This is a genomic window from Nocardia sp. NPDC058666 (assembly GCF_042714895.1).
Lineage (GTDB): Bacteria > Actinomycetota > Actinomycetes > Mycobacteriales > Mycobacteriaceae > Nocardia.
This window is the reverse complement of record NZ_JBHXRY010000005.1, coordinates 66912-87823: the sequence shown is the minus strand read 5'-3', so window position 1 is coordinate 87823 and position 20912 is coordinate 66912. Positions and strand designations below refer to the sequence as shown.

Genomic DNA, 20912 nt, shown 5'->3' with positions numbered 1-20912 from the left:
CGCATGTCGCAGCAGCCACCCGACCGCGAACCCGGCATCCCCACCGACCTGCTCGGTCTGGCGCGCATCGCCGGATCGTCGGTGCGACACATCGTGGAATCGCTGACCAAAGGCGCCGTACACACCGCCACCGACCTGGTGCACGACATTCGCGCCGGCGAACCGATGTCCCAGATCTTCGACGAACGCGTCGACCTGATCCGCCGCACCGCACTGAGCGCACTGGGCCTGACCAGCACCGCCACCGGGGTCTACGGCCCGGTCGAAACCACCGTCGACGCCGCCGATCTCAAAGCCATGGGCGACGCGATGATCACCGAAGGGTGGGACAGCGCCCAACAGCCGCGCGAACTGCACCCGTCGTTCGTGCCGATCCTGCACGACCTGACCCCCGACGAAGCCCGCATCCTGCGATTCCTCGCCGTGGCAGGACCCCAGCCCGCCATCGACATCCGCACCAAGGCACTGTTCGGGATCGGGTCACAGCGGTTGGCCGACGGGATCAACATGATCGCCGCGATGGCCGGATGCGCACTGCCCGAACGCGACCACCACTACCTGGGCAACCTGAGTCGACTGGGGTTGGTGCGGTTCTCCACCGAACCGGTCGCGGACTTCCGGCGCTACGCCTTCCTCGAAGCGCAACCGGTGGCGCAGACGGCGTACAAGTCGGTGAAGATGCGCGCGATCAGTTCGTATCGCAGCATCTACCTCACGGTGTTCGGGAAGCAGTTCTGCGACGCGTGTTTCGTGCTCGGGGACTACACCGGGGGTGGGTGGGCCGGGGATGATCGCGGCGATATCTACCTCGGTAAGGGTCCGCGGTTGCCGTGAAGTGTGTCAGCCCCGGCCGCGGCGTAGGGCGTCCAGGACATCGGCGAACATCACCGATTTGATCGCGGTCATCGTCGGCTGATCCTTGCCGCCCAGCGGGGCCACCAAAGCCAGTGCGGTGTCGAGGACTTCGCCTTCGCCGGCGATGGCGTCGACCAGATCCACGGCCAACGCGTCCGCACCACCGAAACGGCGGCCGGTGGTCATGCTCGCGATGGCGGTTTTCGGGGTCACCTTGGCCTGGATCAGCGCGGCCATGCCGTTGGTGAACGGGATGCGGATATCGGCCTCGGGGAAGCAGAAATAGCCGCGGTCCGCGCGCATCACCCGGTAGTCGTGAGCCATGGCCACCATCGCACCCGCGCCGAACGCGTGGCCGCCGATCGCGGCGACCGTGGGCATCGGCAGGGTCAGCACGCGGGCGAACAGGGTGTGCACGGCTTCGACGTATTCCGCGGCGCGATCGTTGTTGGCCTGCAACCAGTCCAGGTCCAAACCGTTGGACCAGATCTTGCCGGTCGCGGTGGTCACCAGCGCGTGCGCGCCTTCCTCGACGACGGTGTCCAGGTGGGTGTGCAGCTCGGTGAGGTAGTCGGGGGAGAAGCGGTTCTCGCCGTCGCCGAGGTCGAGAACGGCGATCGTGTCGTGGTGACGCAGTGTGGGCACGGGGTTTCCTTTTCAGTGGGGACCGAGGTCGAGGACGGCGCGCACCGCGGCGCGCAGCTGGGCTCGGGCCAGGGGGTCGGTGAGGCGGTCGCGGCGCAGCAGCAGCGCGGTGGGCAGGTCTACCAGGCAGGTGGTGACGGTGGCGACGGTGCGCTTGTCCGCGCGACCCCACAGGGCGCGCGCGAGCCGGTTGATCGCGGCGAGCAGGGCCTTCTCGGTGTCGGCGATCTCCTGGGCCAACGCGGGCGCGATGTCGCCGTCGAGCAGTTCGGCGCGGTCGATCTGCAGCAGTAACCGCGCGGAGTCGGGGTGGTGGTTGGCCAGTCGTGCGGGGGCTTCGGCGGCGTCCAGGACCGCGTCGACGCGGGCGGGGTGGTCGGTGGCGTGCACGGCGCGGTCGATGTCGGCGCTCTGCATGGCGAGAAAGCGGTGCGCGGCGCGTAACCAGGTGCGTGCCAGCACCTCCTGTCGGGACGCGAATGTGTGATAGAGCGCGCCATTGGATACTCCGGTAGCGGCGGCCACCGCGCGCACCGTGACAGCGGCGGGTCCCGAACGCGCGGCGAGGGCCTCGGCGGCGTCCAGGACCGTCTGCGGGTCGTGAGTGCGCGGTCTGGGCATGAACAATAGTTTACAGAGCGTGTGCTCTGTTATTCCATTCGGACGCACTTTCGGGTCTCTGGTCACGTATTTCGTTCCGCCACTTGACAATTCGACAGCCGCCTCGCCGGTTCGGGCACAGAGTGGACGATGTTACGTTCGCGCGAAGGCTCGATACGATGGGGTACTGTTCGCATTCTTCGGCCCCTGCCCGCACGAACAGAACGGCATCGCGATGTCCCGAGTGGTCACCAAGGAGCAGTACTACGACACCGCGGTGGTGGTGCTCGCCGAGTTCGGCTTCAAAGGTCTGAACATCGGTGTGCTGTGCCGCCGATTGGGCGTGACCAGCGGCTCGTTCTACCACCACTTCGGTTCCTGGCAAGGCTTCGTCGACACGCTGCTGGAGCACTGGGAGAACCGGCAGATGGTCGAGTTGCGTGCCCTGGATGTGGGCCACGGTGACGCCGACGCCGACGTGCGCGCGATGTCGGTGTTGGCCAGCGGTTTGGAGCACGGTGCCGAAGCGGCACTGCGCGCGTGGGCGGCCAACGACGAGTCGGTGCACGTGACGGTGAAGCGGGTGGACGAGTCACGTCGGCGCACGGTGCATCGGGTGATCGACGGGGTGGTCGGCGATACCGATACCGCCACGGTGGTCACCGAATTCGGGATGGCGATGATCATCGGGTACCAGCAGTTGGCCGCCGCGGGCGAGTCCACCGAGCTGGATCACCTGCTCGCCGAGTACGCGCGGTTGATCTACTCGCACCGCAGTTAGCGCTAGCCCAGTAGTTGGTCCACGTAGCACCAGCGCCACGCTTCGCCGGGTTCCGCGCTGCGCATCACCGGGTGCTGCGAGGCGCGGTAGTGGACGCTGGCGTGGTCGCCGATCGAGGATTCGCAGCAGCCGATATTGCCGCAGGCGGTGCACATGCGCAGATGCACCCAGCGCAAGCCCTCGTCCAAGCACGCCTGGCACACCAGCTCGCCAGCCGGTGGCGTCACCAGCGGCGCCTCGTCCAAATGCACGCACCCCTGCGCGCCGGCGGCGGTCGACAGCGGTTCGGTGCGCCGCTGGTCGTCGTTTTCGTCGAAGCGGTCGATCATCGACTCCTCGAGGTCGAGGCGGGCCAGAACATGTTGCAGCACTTCGTAATCCACTGTCCCCGCGTCTCGCACTGTCAGCACGGCGTCGCGTTCGGCGGCCAGCATCGCCAAGCGCAACCGCCGGTACTCCGCGGTCGGTGTCACCAGTTCCGCTTCGGGCCTGCCCAGGCGTTCCCAGGCGGCGTTGGACCGCCAGATCAGCCGTTGACGCAGGGACGCGATCACCGGTTCGGGGGTGTCGGGACCGATCTGCCGGTCCAGTTCGGCCAGTCCCGCGGTCGAAGCCTGTTGCAGCAGATCGGCTTTCGCGAGCGCGTCCTCCTCGCGGCTGGGTCCACGCAAGCGCAGCAACCGCACCAGCCACGGCAGCGAACTGCCCTGCACCAGCAGGGTGCCGCCCACCACGACCAACGCCAGCAATTCCAAAACCGGTAGTTGCGGGGTCGAATCGGGCAGCAACAGCACCGCGGCCAGGGTCACCACCCCGCGCATTCCCGCCCACGACACCACCGCGGCGTGACTCAACGGTTCGGTCGTGCGTCCGAACATCCTCGCTACCAACACCGGTGTGAACACCCAGATCGGTCGTGCCACCATCACCGCGGCCAGCACGGCCAGCGCGGTGACGATCAGCGTGCGGTGGTCCAGCCCGCTGTGCCAGGCACCTTCGACGATCCAGCGCACCTGCAATCCGATGATCAAGAACACCGCGCTTTCCAGAATGAACTGGATGGTGCGCCAATTGGTGGATTCCGCGACCCGCGACGCCGCCCCCTGCCAGCGTTGCGCGCCGTGGCCCAGGATCATCCCGCACGTCACCACCGCGATCACCCCCGATGCGTGGAAGTGCTCGGCGGGCAGGTAGGCCACGAATGGGGCCAGCAGCGACACCGAGGTGTCCAGCACCGGGTCGGTGATCCGTCTGCGCAGCAACGCCAACGCCGTGGCGATCACGGCTCCGATCACCGCGCCGCCGACCGCGGCGAGCAGGAAATCGCCGCCGATCTGCCACACCGTGACCGCGCCGGCCATGGCCGCGATCGCACTGCGCAGCGCCACCAGTGCGGTCGCGTCGTTGAACAGGGACTCGTCTTCGAGCACGGTCACGATGCTGCGCGGCATGCCGGTGCGCCGGGCCACCGCGGTCGCGGCGACGGCGTCCGGGGGAGCGACCACCGCGCCCAGGGCCACCGCCGCGGCGAACGGCACCGGCAGCAGCCACCAGACCACCAGCGCTACCGCGAACGTGCTGAACAGCACCAATCCCACCGACAGTGACGCGATAGTGCGCAGGTTGTCCTTGAAATCGACCAGGGAGGTGCGCAGCGCGGCGGTGTACAGCAGCGGGGGGAGTAGGCCCAGCAACACCACCTCGGGTTCGAGGTGCACCTGCGGGACCATCGGCAGGTACGACGCGGCCACCCCGGCCAACGTCAGCACCAGCGGTTCCGACACCCCGAAGCGTCGTGCCAGCGCCGCCAACGCGGTCGCCGAGCCGATGAGGACAACCAAACCGATCGCGACATCCACCGGGGCATTGTCCCACCCGCGGACCAGTTAGTCCGTGGACGCCGCCCACGGGCTGCGCGCCAGCACCGACCACAGGTACACCCCGAAGCTCGCGCCGATCCCCAACGCCACACACACCGCGCCCGCCTGCACGAAGTACCCGATCCCCGACACCTGGTACACCGACAGGATCAATCCCTGGCACACGATCAGACCCGGCAGCAGCGCACCGGTGATCCCGACCAGCGCCAATGCCGACATCGGCAACCGCAACCAGTTCGCGGTCGCGGCGGCGAGGAAGCCCAGCACCACGGCCGCGAGCGGGCCCGCCCACACCGACGGGAGGTGTCCGACATGGATCAGGGTCTGGTTCACCGACGCGGTCACCAAACCGGCCACCGCCGCGGGCACCAGCAGATTTCGTCCGCCCACATTGAACAGTGCGTTGCCGATCGCGCCCAGGATCGCGAAAATGATGCCCAACCACACCGGCAGCTGCGGCAGAGTCGGATCACCGGCGATGCCCAGATCGAAACGCCACGACAGCGCCAACATCAGCAACCCGCCCAGCGTGATCCCGCCGATGATCAACGCCGCGCCCAGCGCTCTGGCCAGCGCGGTCAGACTGTCGGAGCTGACCACGTCGATCGCGGTCGACATCAGTTGCGGCAGTGGGGCGATGAGCACCCACGCGGTGGCTACCACCGTCGCCGCTTGCGCCACCGTCAGCCAACCCAGGCCGTGGAACAAGCCACCGAACGCGCCCGCCCCCGCCGCTTGGACCGCGACGGTGAAAAACGTTGGCACACCATGCTTTCCGAACCAGCGGCCGCTCAGGTTCACCACCAGCTGAGTGCCCGCCGCCAGTACCGCGGCCAGTGCGTGGCCGCCGATCTGCAGGCAGATGCAGAACGCCAACAGCACCCCGCCTGCCTGCACCGACCACCACGGAAACGGTTGCGGCCCAGCATTAGCCGCCTTCAACCGCTCGCACGCGGTATTCGGATGCAGCTGCTCCACCACGGTCTGGCGGGCGACGTCTTTGATGCGGCGCATCCGGTCACAGTCGAACGCGTCCAACGTCGATGCTTCCGCCAGCCGCGACATCGTGTTGCCGTTGTTGTCGCTGCACTGCACGATCACCACCCGGCCGACCCCGCACACCGACACATCCCGCAGCCCCCATGCCGCGGCGCACGAACCCACGATCAGCAGGGTGGCCTCGGTGGCGTAACCGGATTCCAGTGTCGAGGTGCCCAATTCGGTCAGGAAGGTGAGCGCGGCTTCGATATGCAGGTCATCGCAACTCCGTGCGCAGTCGATCTGCGACCCGGTGGGTTTCAACCCACTCGGTTCCGATTCGCCACGTTCGGACCCGCTGTCGTTCGACCCGCTCTGGTTCGACATAGCGCCAATGTAGTGGGCCGTGTGCGGCCTGCCGGGAGACACGCGCGCCCACGTCACCGGGGGTGTTCACCCCAGATGGTCCACCGCCCCCCACACCCGCAACGCCAGCCGCGGACCCTCGCGCCGCCACTGCGACACCGACGCGTTGGGCACCGGCTCGAGCGAATCCGGTACCGGCGCACCGAGTCCGTCGAGGATGTACCGCAACGACACCACCACCGCGTCATGGGTCACCACCAGCACCTGTTCACCCGCGGCCACCACATCCAGCTCGTCGACGAAACTGCGCACGCGCATCGCCACGTCGGCCAGAGATTCGCCACCGGGTGGGCGATACACCCAGTTGCCGACCTGTTCACGGCGAGCGGCCTCTTCGGGTGCGCGCCGCCGGATCGCCCGGTAGGGATGCAGTTCGAAAACCCCCATCTCGCGGTCGCGTAGTCGTTCGTCGACCAGCGTGCGAATGGGGTGCAGGTGCCGGTTGCGTGCCGCGGCGGTCTCGGCCATCACCGCCCAGGTGACCCTGGTGCGTAAGTAAGGGGAGCACACGACCAGCGTCGGCCGCTGCGCGCTGGCCAACCCCGCTAACCAGTCGCCCAAACACTCCGCTTGCCACTGCCCGTGCGCGGTCAGTTCCACCGCGGAATCGGTGCCGCGCATGGGCCGCTGTTCGGTGGCCGGATCGGCGTACCACGCGTTGGCTTCGCTCTGTGCGTGCCGGACCGCCCACAATCCACCCAGTGACCGTGGCCCGGCCAACCCCTCATGCATCGCCACCCACCCCCGCGCTCGTTCGCGCTCCACCGCCCTACTCCTGTCCCCGGTAACATTGCCCATGGTTGCCCATGATCAGCTCGAATCCGGCGTCTCCCGTCGAAAGAGGCCAGCATGACGACAGTAGAGGTTTGGACCGACATCAATTGCCCCTTCTGCTACCTGGGCAAAGCCCGCTTCGAAGAGGCGCTGGCCGACTTCCCGCACCGTGACGATGTGCAGGTGGTGCACAAGTCGTTCGAACTCGATCCGACCCTGCCACCGGGCTCCTCGGGCCCGGTCGTCCCGGCGATCGCCGCGAAATACGGCATCACCGTCGACCAGGCCGCGGCCAACGAACGCGGGATCGGCGCGCAGGCCGCCGCGATGGGGCTGCCGTATCAGACGTCCGGTCGCGACATGGGCAACAGTTTCGACATGCACCGACTCCTGCACTACGCCCTGGACCAGGGCAAACAGGAAGCCATGCTCGACGCGCTCTACGAGGGCAACTTCGCCGAACCCGAACCGGTGTTCGGCGACACCGAACGTCTTGTCGCGCTGGCCGTGCGCGCGGGCCTGGACGAGAACTCCGTGCGGGCGGTGCTGGCCGACCCCGATGCGTACGCCGACGCGGTCCGCCGCGACGAAGCCGAAGCTGCCGCGCTGGGCGCCAACGGTGTCCCGTTCTTCGTATTCGACGGCAAATACGCTGTTTCGGGCGCACAACCGCCAGAAATGTTCACCCAGGCTTTGAACACCGCCTGGAACGACCGGCCCGGCCCGCAACTGCTCGCCGACGGCGACACCTGCGGCCCCGACGGGTGCGCGGTCCCGGGGTCCGCGACGGCGCAATGACCGTCGCGGACAACCACTTCCGACTCAGGCCAGGTCGATAACGACCTTGATGTCGGAGCCGGTACCGGGATCGAACGCTTCCAGGGCCCGCTCCAACGGCAGCCGCCGGGTGATCAACCGTTCCAGCCAGGTTTCGTCGGCTTTGGCCAGCGCCGCGGCGCCCTGCTCGTAGTGGTGGCGGTTGGCGTTCACCGAACCGAACACCACCGCGTTGTCGAGCACGATATTGCGGTTGAGCCCGCCCACATCGACCTCACTGTCGACACCGGGCGTGGACACCCCGGTCAAGCAGATGATCACGGCGGGATTGTTGATCTCCATCGCCTGCAACGCCACCGCGGGCGCACCGGTCGCCTCGATCACGATGTCAGGGCTGATCGCGGTGGCCACCGCAGCCGCGGTACCGGTATGGAAGGTGGCGCCCAGCGACTGGACAAGTTCCTCCTTGATCCCGCCGGTGGTGCGGTCGAGAACATGCACGTCCATCCCGCGCAGCTGACCCAGCAACGCCGCCAGCAAACCGATCGGCCCCGCACCGGTGACCAGCACCTTGCGCGGTTCGAACCAGGCCCGCTGGTTGATCTTCTCGATCTGATCCCACGCCTTGGCCACCACCGTGGTCGGCTCCAACAACACCCCGACCTTCTCCAACGACGGGTCCAGCTTCACCGCGAAATCCTGTCGCACCGACCACTGCGTCGACCCGTACCCGTCGATCTCCTTGATCCCGCGCTCGACATACATGCCGTTGCGGCACATGTCCCATTCCCCGCGCGCACACGCACCACACGGCACCGGGTCGGGCCTGCGCACGATCCCCACCACCAGATCGCCCGGCGCGAACTTGCTACCCGCAGGCGCGGTCTTCACCCGCCCCAACGACTCGTGCCCCAGCACCATCCGCGACTTGCCCGGCGGCAGCCAGCCGTAGTTGCCCTCCGCGATATCGCGGTCGGTGCCACAGATCCCCAGCGAGATCCCGTCGACGAGCAACTCGTCGGGACCAACGACCGGATCGGGTACATCCTCCACCCGCAATGTCTGCTTCTGCATGGGAATCACTGTCAACGCACGCATTTCGGCTTCCCTTCCGCCGGACGGGCCACGGTTTGTTGTCTGTACGCCACCACATCCACGACACCCGGGGAGCAACCCCTTCGCGAACTCGCCGCGAACACGGACTACCTGCGAAAACGATACGCGAACAATGCCCCGATCGGTCGTTCCGAGACCGTTCGCGAACATTGCGCATCACCGTTTCGACGCTGCCACTGTCGACGCACCTGGTGACGATCGCCGGGCAGGCCGTGCGGTGACAAGCGTTTCGTGTCGGAGGCCTCGGCTACGGTGGACCTCGCTCGCACCCGATCCACCGTGGCCAGCTGGAGGCGTCTTGCGCAACATCGTCCGGATCTTGCTCGTGTTCGCCGCGCTGCTGTGCGCGAGTGCGCCCGCCCTGGCCAACCCGGTTCTCATCGACGAGACTTCCGCCCGCAAGATCGACGAATTGCTCGCCGTGCGCGCGGAATCGGCGGGCCTGAGCAGACCCGAACTGATCGACCGACTGTCGGCCCGGTTACTGGGCACCTCCTATGGCGCGAACATGCTGGTCGGGTCCGCGACACAACCCGAACAGCTCGTCGTCGACCTGCGCCGGGTGGACTGCTTCACCTTCCTCGACTACATCGACGCCGCCTCCCGTGCCGGCACCCGCGACCAGTTCGTCACCGAGCTCGTCGCCGACCGGTACATCGACGGGCGCGTCGAATTCGCCCAGCGCAAACACTTCTTCACCGACTGGGCCACCAGGGAACGGCGTACCGCCACCGACATCACCGCGAGCCTGAGCCCCGCCGCGGTCACCACCACCAAACAACTCAACGCGAAAGCGGACGGCGGGCTGTACCTGCCGGGAGTACCCGTGGTCGACCGCCCTATCACGCATATTCCCTCGGCCGCGGTCGACGGGGGAGTGCGGGCAGCATTACGCACCGGCGACTTCTTGGGCGCCTACACCTCCGAAGCCGGCCTGGACGTCACCCACGTCGGCATCATCGTCCAAACCCCCACCGGCCCGGTCTTCCGCAACGCCTCGTCACTGGCCGCGAACAACCAGGTTGTCGACACCCCGTTGACCGACTACCTGCAGACCGTTCCCGGCATCGTCGTCCTGCGCCCGCTCTGACCGTCCCCGAGGATTCGCCATGACCACACTGCCCGATCGTCCCCACACCGCACTGCTCGTCGTCGACGTCCAAAACGGTGTCGTCGACGAAGCGCCGCGCCGCGACGAGGTCGTGGCCAATATCGCCACTCTGGTCGGACGGGCGCGCGCCGCCGATGTCCCCGTCCTCTGGATCCAGCATTCCGACGAGGAACTCGTGGAAGGCACCGACCCGTGGCGCTACGTCCCCGAACTCGTCCGCGCCGACACCGAACCGCTGGTCCCCAAGCGATACGGCGATTCGTTCGAAGACACCCCGCTCGAGGGCCTGCTCGCCGCCGTGGGGGCCGGGCACCTGGTCGTCACCGGCGCCGAGTCCGACGCGTGTGTCCGTTCCACCATCCACGGTGCCTTCACGCGTGGTTACGACGTCACGCTGGTCGCCGACGCCCATACCGCGGGCGACAAAACCCGGTGGGGCGCACCGAAACCCGAAGAAGTCATCGCCCACACCAACCTGTACTGGCAGTTCCAACAGGCGCCCGGCCGCACCGCCGCGGTCACGCCGACCGCCGAAGTCGACTTCGGGCAGGCTACGTAAGCCGCTGCGGCGGTAGATTCGACATTCGGCGATGTCGACTCATCGAAGGAGAGCCATGAGCACGGCCAAGAAGACCATCGAGCCCGCGGACAGCCATGATCTGATCCGCGTGCACGGTGCGCGCGTGAACAACCTGCGCGATGTCAGCATCGAGATCCCCAAGCGCAGGCTCACGGTCTTCACCGGGGTGTCGGGGTCAGGGAAGAGCTCGCTGGTGTTCGGCACCATCGCCGCGGAATCGCAGCGGCTGATCAACGAGACCTACAGCGCGTTCGTGCAGGGTTTCATGCCCAGCCAGGCGCGTCCCGACGTCGACGTGCTCGAAGGCCTGACCACAGCCATCCTGGTCGACCAGTCGCGGCTGGGTGCCAACCCGCGCTCCACCGTGGGCACCGTCACCGACGCCAACGCCATGCTGCGCATCCTGTTCAGCCGCCTGGGCGACCCGCACATCGGGTCCTCGCAGGCGTTCTCGTTCAACGTCGCCTCCGTCAGCGGGGCGGGCGCGGTCGAGATCGAGAAGAACGGGGTCACGGTCAAGGAACGCCGCAGCTTCGCCATCACCGGCGGCATGTGTCCCACCTGCGAGGGCAAAGGGCAGATCAACGACATCGACCTCACCGAGCTCTACGACGAGAACCTGTCCCTTGACGACGGACCGTTCAAGATCCCCGGCTACAGCATGGACGGCTGGATGGGTCGCATCTTCAAAGGTTCCGGGTTCTTCGACCCGGCCAAGCCGATCAAGAAGTACACCAAAAAGCAGCTCGCCGACCTGCTGTACAAAGAGCCGACCAAGGTCAAGGTCGAAGGCATCAACCTCACCTACGAAGGCCTGATCCCGAAACTGCGAAAGTCGATGCTGTCCAAGGACATCGAGTCCTTGCAGCCGCACGTGCGCGCGTTCGTCGAGCGGGCGGTCACCTTCGGCACCTGCCCGGACTGCGACGGCACCCGCCTGTCCGAGGCCGCGCGCTCGTCGAAGATCAAGGGCCTCAGCATCGCCGACGTCTGCGCCATGCAGATCACCGACCTGGCCGAATGGGTCAAAGACGTCAACGACCCGTCGGTCGCCCCGCTGCTCGAGTCGCTGCGCCAAACGCTGGATTCCTTCGTCGAGATCGGCCTGGGTTACCTGTCGCTGTCGCGCCCCTCGGGCACGCTGTCCGGCGGTGAAGCCCAGCGCGTGAAGATGATTCGTCACCTGGGCTCCTCGCTCACCGACGTCACCTACGTGTTCGACGAGCCGACCGCAGGCCTGCACCCGCACGACATCCAGCGGATGAACGGCCTGCTGCTGCGGTTGCGCGACAAGGGCAACACGGTGCTGGTGGTCGAACACAAGCCCGAGACCATCGCCATCGCCGACCACATCGTCGACATCGGCCCCGCGGCCGGTTCCAAGGGCGGCACCATCTGCTTCGAAGGCACTGTCGACGGTTTGCGCAAGAGCGACACCGTGACCGGCCGCCACTTCGACGACCGTGCGGCGGTCAAGGACTCCGTGCGAAAGCCCAACGGCGCGTTGAAGATTCGCGGCGCGGTCGCCAACAACCTGAACAAGGTCGACGTCGACATCCCGCTGGGTGTGCTCGTCGCGATCACCGGCGTCGCGGGTTCGGGCAAGAGCTCGCTGGTGCACGGCTCGATCCCCATCGACGAGGGGGTCATCTCCATCGACCAGGCCCCCATCAAGGGCTCCCGCCGCTCCAACCCCGCCACCTACACCGGCCTGCTCGACCACATCCGCAAAGCCTTCGCCAAGGCCACCGGCGCCAAACCCGCCCTGTTCAGCGCCAACTCCGAAGGCGCCTGCCCCAACTGCAACGGTGCAGGCGTGGTCTACACCGACCTGGCCATGATGGCCGGCGTGGAAACCCGCTGCGAAGTATGTGAGGGCAAACGCTTCCAAGCCGACGTGCTCGAACTGCGCTTCGCGGGCAAGAACATCAGCGACGTGCTGTCCATGCCGGTGGAGGAGGCCCGCGACTTCTTCGGCGAAGGCGAAGCCCGCACCCCCGCCGCCCACAAGATCCTCACCCACCTCAGCGAAGTGGGACTGGGCTACCTCACCATCGGCCAGCCACTGACCACCCTGTCCGGCGGCGAACGCCAACGCCTGAAACTGGCCACCCACATGTCCGACAAGGGCGGCACCTACATCCTCGACGAACCCACCACCGGCCTGCACCTGGCCGACGTCGAACAACTGCTGGGCCTGCTCGACCGCCTCGTCGAAGCAGGCAAATCCGTCATCGTCGTCGAACACCACCAGGCCGTGATGGCCCACGCCGACTGGATCATCGACCTGGGCCCCGGCGCAGGCCACGACGGCGGCCAGATCGTCTTCGAAGGCACCCCTGCCGACCTGGTCAAGGCCCGCTCCACCCTCACCGGCGAACACCTGGCCACCTACGTCGGCGCCTGACACCCGTCGCGCCGGACTCACCCCGAGTCCGGCGCACCTATCCTGAACCGATGCTCGAGATCTCCACCGACCCCACCGCCGTCGACCTGCACTGGCTGCACCACCGCCTGTCCACCGACGCCTACTGGGCTATGGGCCGCAGCCGCGACCGCGTCCAACGCCTGGTCGAGAACTCCCTGCCCTACAGCGTTTTCGACAACGGCACCCAGATCGCGTTCGCCCGCCTGGTCACCGATCGCACCACCTTCGCGTGGCTGTCCGACGTCTACGTCGACCGCGCCCATCGCGGAAAAGGTGTCGGAAAACTTCTGCTCGACCGCATCATGGCCGACGCGGATACCTGGGGCCTGCGCCGCATGGCCCTGGCCACCGGCGACGCCCACGACCTGTACCGCCCCTACGGCTTCGCCCCGCACCCCAAACCGGACCAGTGGATGGAAAAGAACTGGCCCGACAACCCTTCGTGAATGTTCCCCAGCACCCGCGCCGTAGTGAAAGATCCGCTACGGCGCGGGACAGCTCGGTTATCAGCCGATGGCTTCACTCACTTGGATGGGGCTTGCGAACTGCTCGTCCGGCAAGCTCTGCAGGGCGCTGATGACCGGGCCGGGTGCCGAATGCTGTTCGGCCGTGGCGACCAGGGTGTCGCGGCCGACTGGATAGTTGACTCCCCCGAGATACTTCTCCACCTGAATCGGAGTGCTCTGCGCCATGGAGTGGTTCCTTTCGTCTGTCGACTTTCGGATTGGTACACATGACGAACGTTCGGCCCGAACGATCCCCACCGTACCCACCAGCGCGAACACGTGCCGCGCGTGAGCGAACTGGCGCTCGAGCGACGTGCGGTTGCAACGCCACCGAGCTTGCGGGTGTGGGAGACGGGCGAGTACACGCGCGGGGGAGTAGTCAGCGGGGGAGTAGGCCCAGCGTCAGGTGGTCGACCAGGTCGTCCAGTAGTTGTTCGGAGTCGTAGTCGGCGGTGTAACCGGAGCCCACGAACGTGGCCAGGCCTTGCAGTGCCGCGAGTGCGGTGACACCGAGTCGTCGCGGGTCGCCCGCAACGATCTCGCCCGCGGCTTGACCATCGGCGATCAACGCGATCGGGACCGCGAAGGCCCGGTCGACGGCTGTCTGGATGTCGGCCGAAGGGGAGTTCCTGCGCGCGAACATCAGGGGCAGCAGCTCGAGGTTGTCGACGGCGAAACGCAGGTAGGCGCGGGCCACGGTGCGCAGGCGTGTGGTGATCGGTCCGTCGATCACGGTCTGCTCGAAGCAAGCGCCGAGGCGATACAGCCCAGTGACAGCCAGCGCGTCCAGTAATGCCTGTTTGTCCCGGAAGTGCCGGCTCGGGGCCGCGTGGCTCACACCGGTGTCACGGGCCAGCTGACGCAATGACAGCCCGTCCACACCGACTTCGCGCAGCGTCGCCTCGGCGCTGGTCAGTAGGGCGGCGCGCAGGTCTCCGTGGTGGTAGGGCGTGTGCAGGGACATGGTGAGAGCAGGATATCCGACGCCGCCACAAATGTTTGCGTTGACTACTTTGTAGTCACTGACTACATTAGCGAACGCCATGACTGACAACACCGCGCGCACCCGCACCATGCCCCTGCGAGAGTGGCTGGCCCCGATCACCCTGGTCGCCGTCCTCGCCGCACTGCTGGGCACCATGTACCTCGGCTACACCGCCGACCCCGAGAAACACCTGCACGACTTCCCGATCGCGCTGGTCAACCAGGACGTCGGCGACACCGTCGCAGGCAAACCCGCCGATATCGGCGGACAGATCACCGCCGCGCTGCACGACAACATCCCCGCCGACAAGATCGACCTGCGCGAAGTCGGCCTCAACGAAGCCCAACGGCAGCTGCGCAACGGTGAGGTGTACGGCGCCATCGTCATCCCCGGCGACTTCACCAAACGCGTGGCCATCCTCGGCACCGCGTCGGTGGTACCCGGCCAGATCGAACAGCCGATCATCTCCGTGCTGACCAACCCGCGCGCGGGAACCCTTGCCGCACAGATCATGAGCACCATCGCCGACCAGGCCATGACCCAGGTCAACACCACCGTGGGCACCCAACTCACCGACCAGGTCGAAGCCGCGATCGGCACCACCCCACTCAGCGGCGCGGCCCAACTGCAGCTCACCCAGCCGATCGACGTCGTGGTCACCCCGTACCACCCGCTACCCGAAGGCACCGGCCAAGGCTTGGCCGCGTTCTTCTACACCCTGGTCCTGCTGATTGTCGGCTTCAGCGGCGCGATGATGATCAACTCCCTTGTCGACGCCTCACTGGGTTTCATCCCCGCCGAATACGGCCCCTGGCACAAGAACACCGCCCGCGCCCCGATCAGCCGGGCACGCACCCTGCTCATCAAATGGGCGATCGCCGCGATCAGCGCACCGATCGCGTCGGCGGTGTTCCTCGGCATCGGACTGCTGCTGAACATGTCGATCGAACGCCCGCTGATGCTGTTCCTCTACGGCGCGTTGGCCATCGCCGCGATCGCGATCACCGGCCTGTCGGTGATGGCCGCCTTCGGCACCGCGGGCCTGATGATCAACCTCATCGTGTTCGTGGTGCTCGGCATCCCGTCCTCGTCGGGCACCATCCCCCTGGAAGCCACCCCGCGCTGGATCGCGGACATGGCCGCCTTCGAACCCATGCACCAGATCTACCTGGCCGTGCGCGCGATCCTGTTCTTCGACGGCCATCTCGAGGCGGGCATGGCGCAGGGCCTGTGGATGACCCTGGCGGGCCTGGCGATCGGCCTGACCCTCGGCGCGGTCGCCACCAACGCCTACGATCTGCGCGGGATGGACCGCCTCGGCGCGAAGCATTCGGCGCCCGCCCCGTAGCCGTCCGGGCCCGGAAAGTCTGGACTTTATACCGTAATCCTGAACCCCACCTGTTACGTCTCACGAATTTCCGCACTCAGCACCGCACCAAACCCCCTGGTTCGTATCCTCACCAGGACCGCGCCCGGCGCGCGGCACCAGAACAGGGGTTGAACACAGCACATGGCTATATCTGACGTCGAGGCGTACACGCACCTCTCGCCCGCCGACATCGAAGAGTTCGGGAAGCGCCTGGACGCGCTGCGCGAACAGATCGAATCCAGCTTGGGCGAGCGCGACGCGAAATACATCAAGACAATGATCCGCGTGCAGCGCGCGTGCGAGATCGCCGCTCGACTGGTGCTGCTGGACTCCGGCCGCAAAAGCAGTTGGTGGTGGGGGACAGGACTGCTCACCCTGTCCAAGGTGCTCGAGAACATGGAAATCGGGCACAATGTCATGCACGGCCAGTGGGATTGGATGAACGACCCGGAAATCCATTCCACCACCTGGGAATGGGACCATTCCATGCCCGCCGCGCACTGGAAAGAAGCGCACAACTACCGGCACCACGTATTCACCAACGTGCTCGGTATGGATCCCGACGAGGGTTACGGACTGCTGCGCATCACCCGCGACCGTCGCTGGCGCCCGTACCACCTGGGCAATTTCGTGTACCTGGTCCCGGTGTCGTTGCTGTACGAGCTGGGAATGTGCGTGTATCACCTGGAGATCCCGCGGGTGCTGGCGGGTAAGAAGGACAAGAAAGAGTTCCTGCGCGCCCGTGACGAAATCGTCGAGAAGGCCGGCAAGCAACTACTCAAGGATTATGTCGTGTTCCCGGCGCTGTCCAGGCGGAACTGGAAATCGACGATGCGCGCCAACATCACCGCCAATCTCACCAAGAACGTGTGGGAGCAGATCGTCACGTTCTGTGGGCATTTCCCCGACGGTGCGGAGAAGTTCACCAAACGCGATCTCGAAGGCGAAACCCGCGGCGAATGGTATCTGCGCCAGTACCTGGGCAGCGCCAATATCGACGTCGGTCCGGTCATGCGCATTCTCACCGGCACCCTCAGCCACCAGATCGAACACCACCTGTTCCCGGACCTGCCCAGCAATCGCCTCCCCGAAATCCAACGCGAGGTCCGCAAACTGGCAGCCGAATACCGCCTGCCCTACACCACCGGCAGCTTGGTCCGCCAATACGGCCTGACCCTGCGCACCATCGCGAAACTGTCCCTGCCCGACAAATACCTCACCGCCGACGCGGACAACGCACCCGAAACCAGTTCGGAAAAGGCTGACGAATCCCGTCGCCTCATTCCCGTTCCTGCCTGATTCCTCCGCTGGCACGGAATCGCCGCATATCCGGCGATTCCGTGCATCCAGGCACTACCAATACTTTCGTCACTGTGACGTAATTGGGTACCGGGGAAGTGGAGGGGGAGTGCCGCTGCGGAGTATCGAAAACATAATTGGCCCTGAGTGCGGGCTCGAATCAGCGACTAATGACATTCAGTAGGAATCGCCAGTAATCGTCGAGTAATCGTCAAACCCGCGAATCTGCCGGAATTCCTCGAATCCGTCCCGCATCGTGAAACGTCAACAATCGCATACCGCAAAGAGTTCTCGCACGAACGAACTCGCGCAGGCAGCGATCCGGGAGCCGTTTCAGCAGACCATGCAACACGGCGCACACCGCAAAACACGCAAAAACCCCTCCCGACAGGCCGCCTTCAAACGCCGATAATGCACATTATGTCAAGTAGTCCGGCACTGTTCATCGGTAGACGTATTTGCCCAGCACCCTTTGCAATTCGATCAGGTCCGGATTCGAGAACAGCCACTGCCGCTCGCTCGGCGCGAACCGCACCACCATCGGGCACCCGCCGTAAGCGTCTCCGATGATCACCTCGGTGCCCGCCGAGTGGCAGATCAGCCCACCGGCGGTCGGCTGAAATCTGCATCGTTGGGCAACGACATCACCTTCATCGGCCGGTCCCCCAGACCTTGCGGCGAAGTCGGGCCGGTGCCCGCCGCGCGATCTCAGCGACGCCGGTGGTCCGTCGCGGCCGCCGGACCAGCTCCCCCGCGCAGTTCGGGCACACCCCGTGACCCGCCGAGCAGGTCGAACAGTACGTGCACTCGTAACTGCAGATGAACACTTCGGCGTCGTCACGCAACGGCGCCGTACACGTTTCGCAGGTGGACTTCATCTTCAGCATTGTCGGTACTCCCTCGCTCGCACATACAAACTGTATGTCACATACAATGTGTATGTCATCAATCGAGAGAAGGCAAGATGCCAACGGTTCGCGAAGCGGGCGCAGCACAGACTCGGGCGAAGCTGATCGCGGTCGGCACCGCGTTGTTCGCCGAGCGCGGCTTCGCCGAGGTGACGACCGCGCAAGTCTGCGAGGCCGCAGGCGTCACCCGGGGAGCGCTGTATCACCACTTCGGCGGCATGGTCGGGTTGATGGAGGCCTGTTTCGGCGAAGTCGATCACGGCCTGGTCGACACTCTCTCGGCCCATGCGCTGACAGGGTCGCCGGTGGAACGAGTGCGGGCGGTCACCCACGCTTTCGTCGATCAGCTGGCCGACGAGCGCACCCGTCAGATCCTGTTCGTGGAAGCTCCCGCCGCTCTGGGCTGGGCACGCTGGCGCGAGATCGATGGTGGACGCTCGCTCGGCTTGGTCAAGAACTTGCTGGTCGCGGCACACGAGCAGGGCGAACTGCTCCCGGCACACAACCCGAAGGTGCTCGCGCATCTGCTGCTGGGTGGGCTCAACGAGCTCGCGATGTTCGTGGCCGCGTCACGTTCACGCGAGAAGGCCCTGGCAGCCGCCCACACCGAGCTGCGTGCGGTGCTCGACGGCATGTTCACTCAACCGCGATGACTGTGCGGCTGCTTCGACCGGTCAGCGGGGCGTCAGCGCGATGGAGCCGATCACCACTCCACCCAGATACGCCGGGCCTGTGTACCCACCGTGTCCGTCGCTGATCAGTTCGACTCGGTGGCCGGGAAACAGGTCGACGTAACCGCCGGTGGGCGTCGAATGGATCGGGTAACGCCCGATCAGGACCAGTTCCCCACCCTCGACGCGTCCCTCGCGTTGCAGGAGCACGATGCCGGACGACAATGTCGTGGACGTGTACGTGCCGGGTTCGACCTCGGCGACTGCTTGACCGGCGGCGCCGAACAGCGTGCCGGCACCCACGACCGCCGCGATTGCGGCAGTCCGAACTATCGCTGGTCTGACGCGTACGGACATCGTCAACTCCTGTCGCCTCGATTTATCAACTCTACGCCCGACCGTCCCCCTGCGCGCGGGATAGATCTGCTGGCATACTCGCCGTCCATGGCTTGCCGATTCAGCGAACTCGTCATCAACTGCGCCGACCCCGATCTGCTGGCCGCCTTCTGGTGTCAGGTTCTGGGCTATGTCGAACTCGATCGGGACGACGAGGGATACATCGAAATAGGTCCGGCCGGAACAGGTTTCGGCGGCCCACAACCCACTCTGCTGTTCGCCCCGACCACCGACCCCCGCGAGGGCAAGGTCCGTCTGCACATCGACGTGAACCCCACCGACCGTGACCAGGACGCCGAACTGGAACGCCTGCTCGCGCTGGGCGCGAAGCCTGCCGACGTAGGCCAACCCGGCACGGCGCACTGGCACGTCCTGACCGATCCCGAGGGCAATGAGTTCTGCCTGCTGCGCACCCGTCTGGACCCGCTGTAGTCCGACTCCCCCGGCCTGTCAGGTTTCGGACCGAGTGTTGCAGGCGTCACTGAAGTCGATGAGTTGCATGGGTTTTGGACGAATGCCGACGGGTAATCGACTGCCAGTCGGGTAGCGGGGACCCTGGCGTCGCTGTGCGAAAAGCACAAACCGCGCGGATTCAGATTGTCCGAGTCACCGCGTGCCAGCGGCACACACCCAGCGCGAACCGCAGTTCGAACGTGTCGGTGTCGACCGCGATTCCGTAGCGGCCGGTGACCTGTTGGATGCGGTATTGGACGGTGTTGCGATGGACGTCGAGCACGCGGGCGGTGCGGGCGTAGCTGCCGCCTTCGGCCAGGAACACCTCGAGGGTGTCGCGCAGGAGGGCGACTTTGGCACCGTCGCCGGCGAGTGGGCCCAGGACGCGGTGGACCAGTGCCGCCAGTTCGTCCGGGTCGTCGGCGAGCAGGGCGAACGGCGCGACGGCGTCGTAGGCCACGACGGTGGGCGCGGACTCCCCCGCCGCGACGGCCAGTGCTTTGGCGCGTGCCGCACTGCGGGCGGATCGACGGAACCCTGGCAGGCCGTGGTCCGCGGGGCCGACAGCGACGCGCACAGGCAGTCCGGCGGCTTCCAGGTATTCGGTGAGTTCGTCGATGGCCAATGGCCGGTCGGTGGGAAACCAGAGACACATGGCGCGATCGCCCGATGCCGCCACCAGTTCGGTGCCGCCGGTCCGCATGGCCGCGGCCAGTAGTTGTCGCGCCTGCTCGAGCGCGCGCCCGGCGTCGGTGCCGGTGACCGTGGCCCAGACTTCGGCGGCGCGATGTTGCTGGTCGAGGCGGTATTCCAGCACCTCTTCGGCGGCCTCCATGTCGACGTCACCGCCGTCGAGCAACCGTGCGATCCACTGTTGCCGGGCCGCCTGGCGACTGCTGAGCCACCGGTCGCGTTCGGTTTCGTAGATGCGACCCATCGACGAGTTGAGTCGGTCGAGGTAGGTGCCCGCGAATCGGAGCAGTTCCGCGATGCGGGCGGGTTGTTCGGGGCCGGGGGTGGCCAGGATCAGTCCGATGGCCGCGTCGAGGATCCGGTATTGGCCCAGCCCGTAGGCGCGCAGTAGCACCGTGAGCGGCACGCCGCGCCGTGCCAGGCGTTGTGCGTAGGCGGCGGCGCCTGCGGGTGGGCTGACGGTGGCGGGGTCGATGCCGTTGGCCAAGACGTACTGCACGGCGACAACGTTTTCCGCGATGCTGGCGGCGCGCATGTCGGCCAGGTCCGCGGCGATGTCGTTGAGCGGGATCATCTGCTCGGTGACCCGGATGAGGTCGTCGGTGATCGGGCCGGTCAGCGGCCCCAGTGCCTGGCCGACCCACACCAGCGATCCGTAGGCCGCCAAGGCCATCTCCGTCC

At 66.4% G+C, this 20912-nt stretch carries 22 protein-coding genes; 11 read left to right on the top strand and 11 right to left on the bottom strand.

Annotation, left to right across the window (positions count from 1 at the left end; translation table 11 throughout):
- Nucleotides 1-3 precede the first annotated feature (3 nt).
- Nucleotides 4-834: an Abi-alpha family protein gene (locus ACFWVD_RS14190; RefSeq protein ID WP_379242651.1), complete on the top strand. Its 831-nt coding sequence runs from the start codon at nt 4-6 to the stop codon at nt 832-834.
- 6 nt (nt 835-840) lie between these two features.
- Here the strand turns inward: ACFWVD_RS14190 and ACFWVD_RS14185 are convergent, their stop codons facing one another.
- Both ACFWVD_RS14185 and ACFWVD_RS14180 read right to left on the bottom strand, forming a co-directional pair.
- On the bottom strand, nt 841-1500 hold the full coding sequence (locus tag ACFWVD_RS14185; RefSeq protein WP_379242650.1) for an enoyl-CoA hydratase-related protein: 660 nt from the start codon (nt 1498-1500) through the stop codon (nt 841-843).
- Nucleotides 1501-1512: 12 nt separating this feature from the next.
- Nucleotides 1513-2121 (bottom strand): TetR family transcriptional regulator, encoded by a 609-nt coding sequence (locus tag ACFWVD_RS14180; protein WP_379242648.1) that lies wholly within the window; start codon nt 2119-2121, stop codon nt 1513-1515.
- 214 nt (nt 2122-2335) lie between these two features.
- Here ACFWVD_RS14180 and ACFWVD_RS14175 point away from each other — a divergent pair, with 214 nt between their 5' ends.
- A complete protein-coding gene (locus ACFWVD_RS14175; protein ID WP_379242646.1) occupies nt 2336-2881 on the top strand; it encodes a TetR/AcrR family transcriptional regulator in 546 nt (181 codons plus the stop codon).
- A gap of 2 nt (nt 2882-2883) precedes the next feature.
- Here ACFWVD_RS14175 and ACFWVD_RS14170 read toward each other — a convergent pair whose 3' ends face one another.
- From ACFWVD_RS14170 to ACFWVD_RS14160, 3 genes are all read right to left on the bottom strand, one after another.
- Nucleotides 2884-4740 carry a Na+/H+ antiporter gene (locus ACFWVD_RS14170; RefSeq protein WP_379242644.1) on the bottom strand — a complete coding sequence of 619 codons (1857 nt, stop codon included), beginning with the start codon at nt 4738-4740 and terminating at the stop codon, nt 2884-2886.
- A 27-nt stretch (nt 4741-4767) separates the two neighbouring features.
- The gene (locus ACFWVD_RS14165; protein ID WP_379242642.1) at nt 4768-6126 is read right to left on the bottom strand and encodes a threonine/serine exporter family protein; all 1359 of its coding nucleotides are present in this window, start codon (nt 6124-6126) and stop codon (nt 4768-4770) included.
- Between the two features lie 66 nt (nt 6127-6192).
- A complete protein-coding gene (locus tag ACFWVD_RS14160) occupies nt 6193-6930 on the bottom strand; it encodes a histidine phosphatase family protein (protein WP_379242640.1) in 738 nt (245 codons plus the stop codon).
- A gap of 84 nt (nt 6931-7014) precedes the next feature.
- On the opposite strand from ACFWVD_RS14160, the gene ACFWVD_RS14155 reads away from it, so the two are divergent.
- Nucleotides 7015-7737 (top strand): DsbA family oxidoreductase, encoded by a 723-nt coding sequence (locus ACFWVD_RS14155; protein ID WP_379242638.1) that lies wholly within the window; start codon nt 7015-7017, stop codon nt 7735-7737.
- Between the two features lie 24 nt (nt 7738-7761).
- On the opposite strand, the gene ACFWVD_RS14150 is transcribed toward ACFWVD_RS14155, so the two are convergent.
- On the bottom strand, nt 7762-8790 hold the full coding sequence (locus tag ACFWVD_RS14150) for a glucose 1-dehydrogenase (protein ID WP_379242636.1): 1029 nt from the start codon (nt 8788-8790) through the stop codon (nt 7762-7764).
- 340 nt (nt 8791-9130) lie between these two features.
- Here ACFWVD_RS14150 and ACFWVD_RS14145 point away from each other — a divergent pair, with 340 nt between their 5' ends.
- The 4 genes from ACFWVD_RS14145 to ACFWVD_RS14130 are packed head-to-tail and all read left to right on the top strand — an operon-like array spanning nt 9131 to nt 13397.
- Nucleotides 9131-9922 carry an N-acetylmuramoyl-L-alanine amidase-like domain-containing protein gene (locus ACFWVD_RS14145; RefSeq protein ID WP_379242634.1) on the top strand — a complete coding sequence of 264 codons (792 nt, stop codon included), beginning with the start codon at nt 9131-9133 and terminating at the stop codon, nt 9920-9922.
- A 19-nt stretch (nt 9923-9941) separates the two neighbouring features.
- On the top strand, nt 9942-10502 hold the full coding sequence (locus tag ACFWVD_RS14140; protein ID WP_379242632.1) for an isochorismatase family protein: 561 nt from the start codon (nt 9942-9944) through the stop codon (nt 10500-10502).
- A gap of 55 nt (nt 10503-10557) precedes the next feature.
- Nucleotides 10558-12930 (top strand): ATP-binding cassette domain-containing protein, encoded by a 2373-nt coding sequence (locus tag ACFWVD_RS14135; protein WP_379242630.1) that lies wholly within the window; start codon nt 10558-10560, stop codon nt 12928-12930.
- 50 nt (nt 12931-12980) lie between these two features.
- Entirely contained in the window at nt 12981-13397 is a 417-nt protein-coding gene (locus tag ACFWVD_RS14130; RefSeq protein WP_379242628.1) for a GNAT family N-acetyltransferase, read from the top strand.
- 60 nt (nt 13398-13457) lie between these two features.
- On the opposite strand, the gene ACFWVD_RS14125 is transcribed toward ACFWVD_RS14130, so the two are convergent.
- Nucleotides 13458-13643, bottom strand: a complete 186-nt coding sequence (locus ACFWVD_RS14125) for a DUF2795 domain-containing protein (RefSeq protein ID WP_379242626.1) — start codon at nt 13641-13643, stop codon at nt 13458-13460.
- A 193-nt stretch (nt 13644-13836) separates the two neighbouring features.
- A complete protein-coding gene (locus ACFWVD_RS14120; RefSeq protein WP_379242624.1) occupies nt 13837-14421 on the bottom strand; it encodes a TetR/AcrR family transcriptional regulator in 585 nt (194 codons plus the stop codon).
- A 79-nt stretch (nt 14422-14500) separates the two neighbouring features.
- Between ACFWVD_RS14120 and ACFWVD_RS14115 the strand changes: the two genes are divergently transcribed.
- Together ACFWVD_RS14115 and ACFWVD_RS14110 are read left to right on the top strand one after the other, a co-directional pair.
- Nucleotides 14501-15790 (top strand): YhgE/Pip domain-containing protein, encoded by a 1290-nt coding sequence (locus ACFWVD_RS14115; protein WP_379242622.1) that lies wholly within the window; start codon nt 14501-14503, stop codon nt 15788-15790.
- Between the two features lie 162 nt (nt 15791-15952).
- The gene (locus tag ACFWVD_RS14110) at nt 15953-17110 is read left to right on the top strand and encodes a fatty acid desaturase family protein (RefSeq protein WP_379242620.1); all 1158 of its coding nucleotides are present in this window, start codon (nt 15953-15955) and stop codon (nt 17108-17110) included.
- A gap of 650 nt (nt 17111-17760) precedes the next feature.
- On the opposite strand, the gene ACFWVD_RS14105 is transcribed toward ACFWVD_RS14110, so the two are convergent.
- Nucleotides 17761-17988: a DUF1272 domain-containing protein gene (locus tag ACFWVD_RS14105; protein WP_379243302.1), complete on the bottom strand. Its 228-nt coding sequence runs from the start codon at nt 17986-17988 to the stop codon at nt 17761-17763.
- 86 nt (nt 17989-18074) lie between these two features.
- Between ACFWVD_RS14105 and ACFWVD_RS14100 the strand changes: the two genes are divergently transcribed.
- Entirely contained in the window at nt 18075-18671 is a 597-nt protein-coding gene (locus ACFWVD_RS14100) for a TetR/AcrR family transcriptional regulator (protein WP_379242618.1), read from the top strand.
- Nucleotides 18672-18692: 21 nt separating this feature from the next.
- Here ACFWVD_RS14100 and ACFWVD_RS14095 read toward each other — a convergent pair whose 3' ends face one another.
- Nucleotides 18693-19046: a hypothetical protein gene (locus ACFWVD_RS14095; protein ID WP_379242616.1), complete on the bottom strand. Its 354-nt coding sequence runs from the start codon at nt 19044-19046 to the stop codon at nt 18693-18695.
- Between the two features lie 87 nt (nt 19047-19133).
- On the opposite strand from ACFWVD_RS14095, the gene ACFWVD_RS14090 reads away from it, so the two are divergent.
- A complete protein-coding gene (locus ACFWVD_RS14090) occupies nt 19134-19517 on the top strand; it encodes a VOC family protein (RefSeq protein WP_379242614.1) in 384 nt (127 codons plus the stop codon).
- A gap of 160 nt (nt 19518-19677) precedes the next feature.
- Here ACFWVD_RS14090 and ACFWVD_RS14085 read toward each other — a convergent pair whose 3' ends face one another.
- Entirely contained in the window at nt 19678-20898 is a 1221-nt protein-coding gene (locus tag ACFWVD_RS14085) for a PucR family transcriptional regulator (protein WP_379242612.1), read from the bottom strand.
- Nucleotides 20899-20912 lie beyond the last annotated feature (14 nt).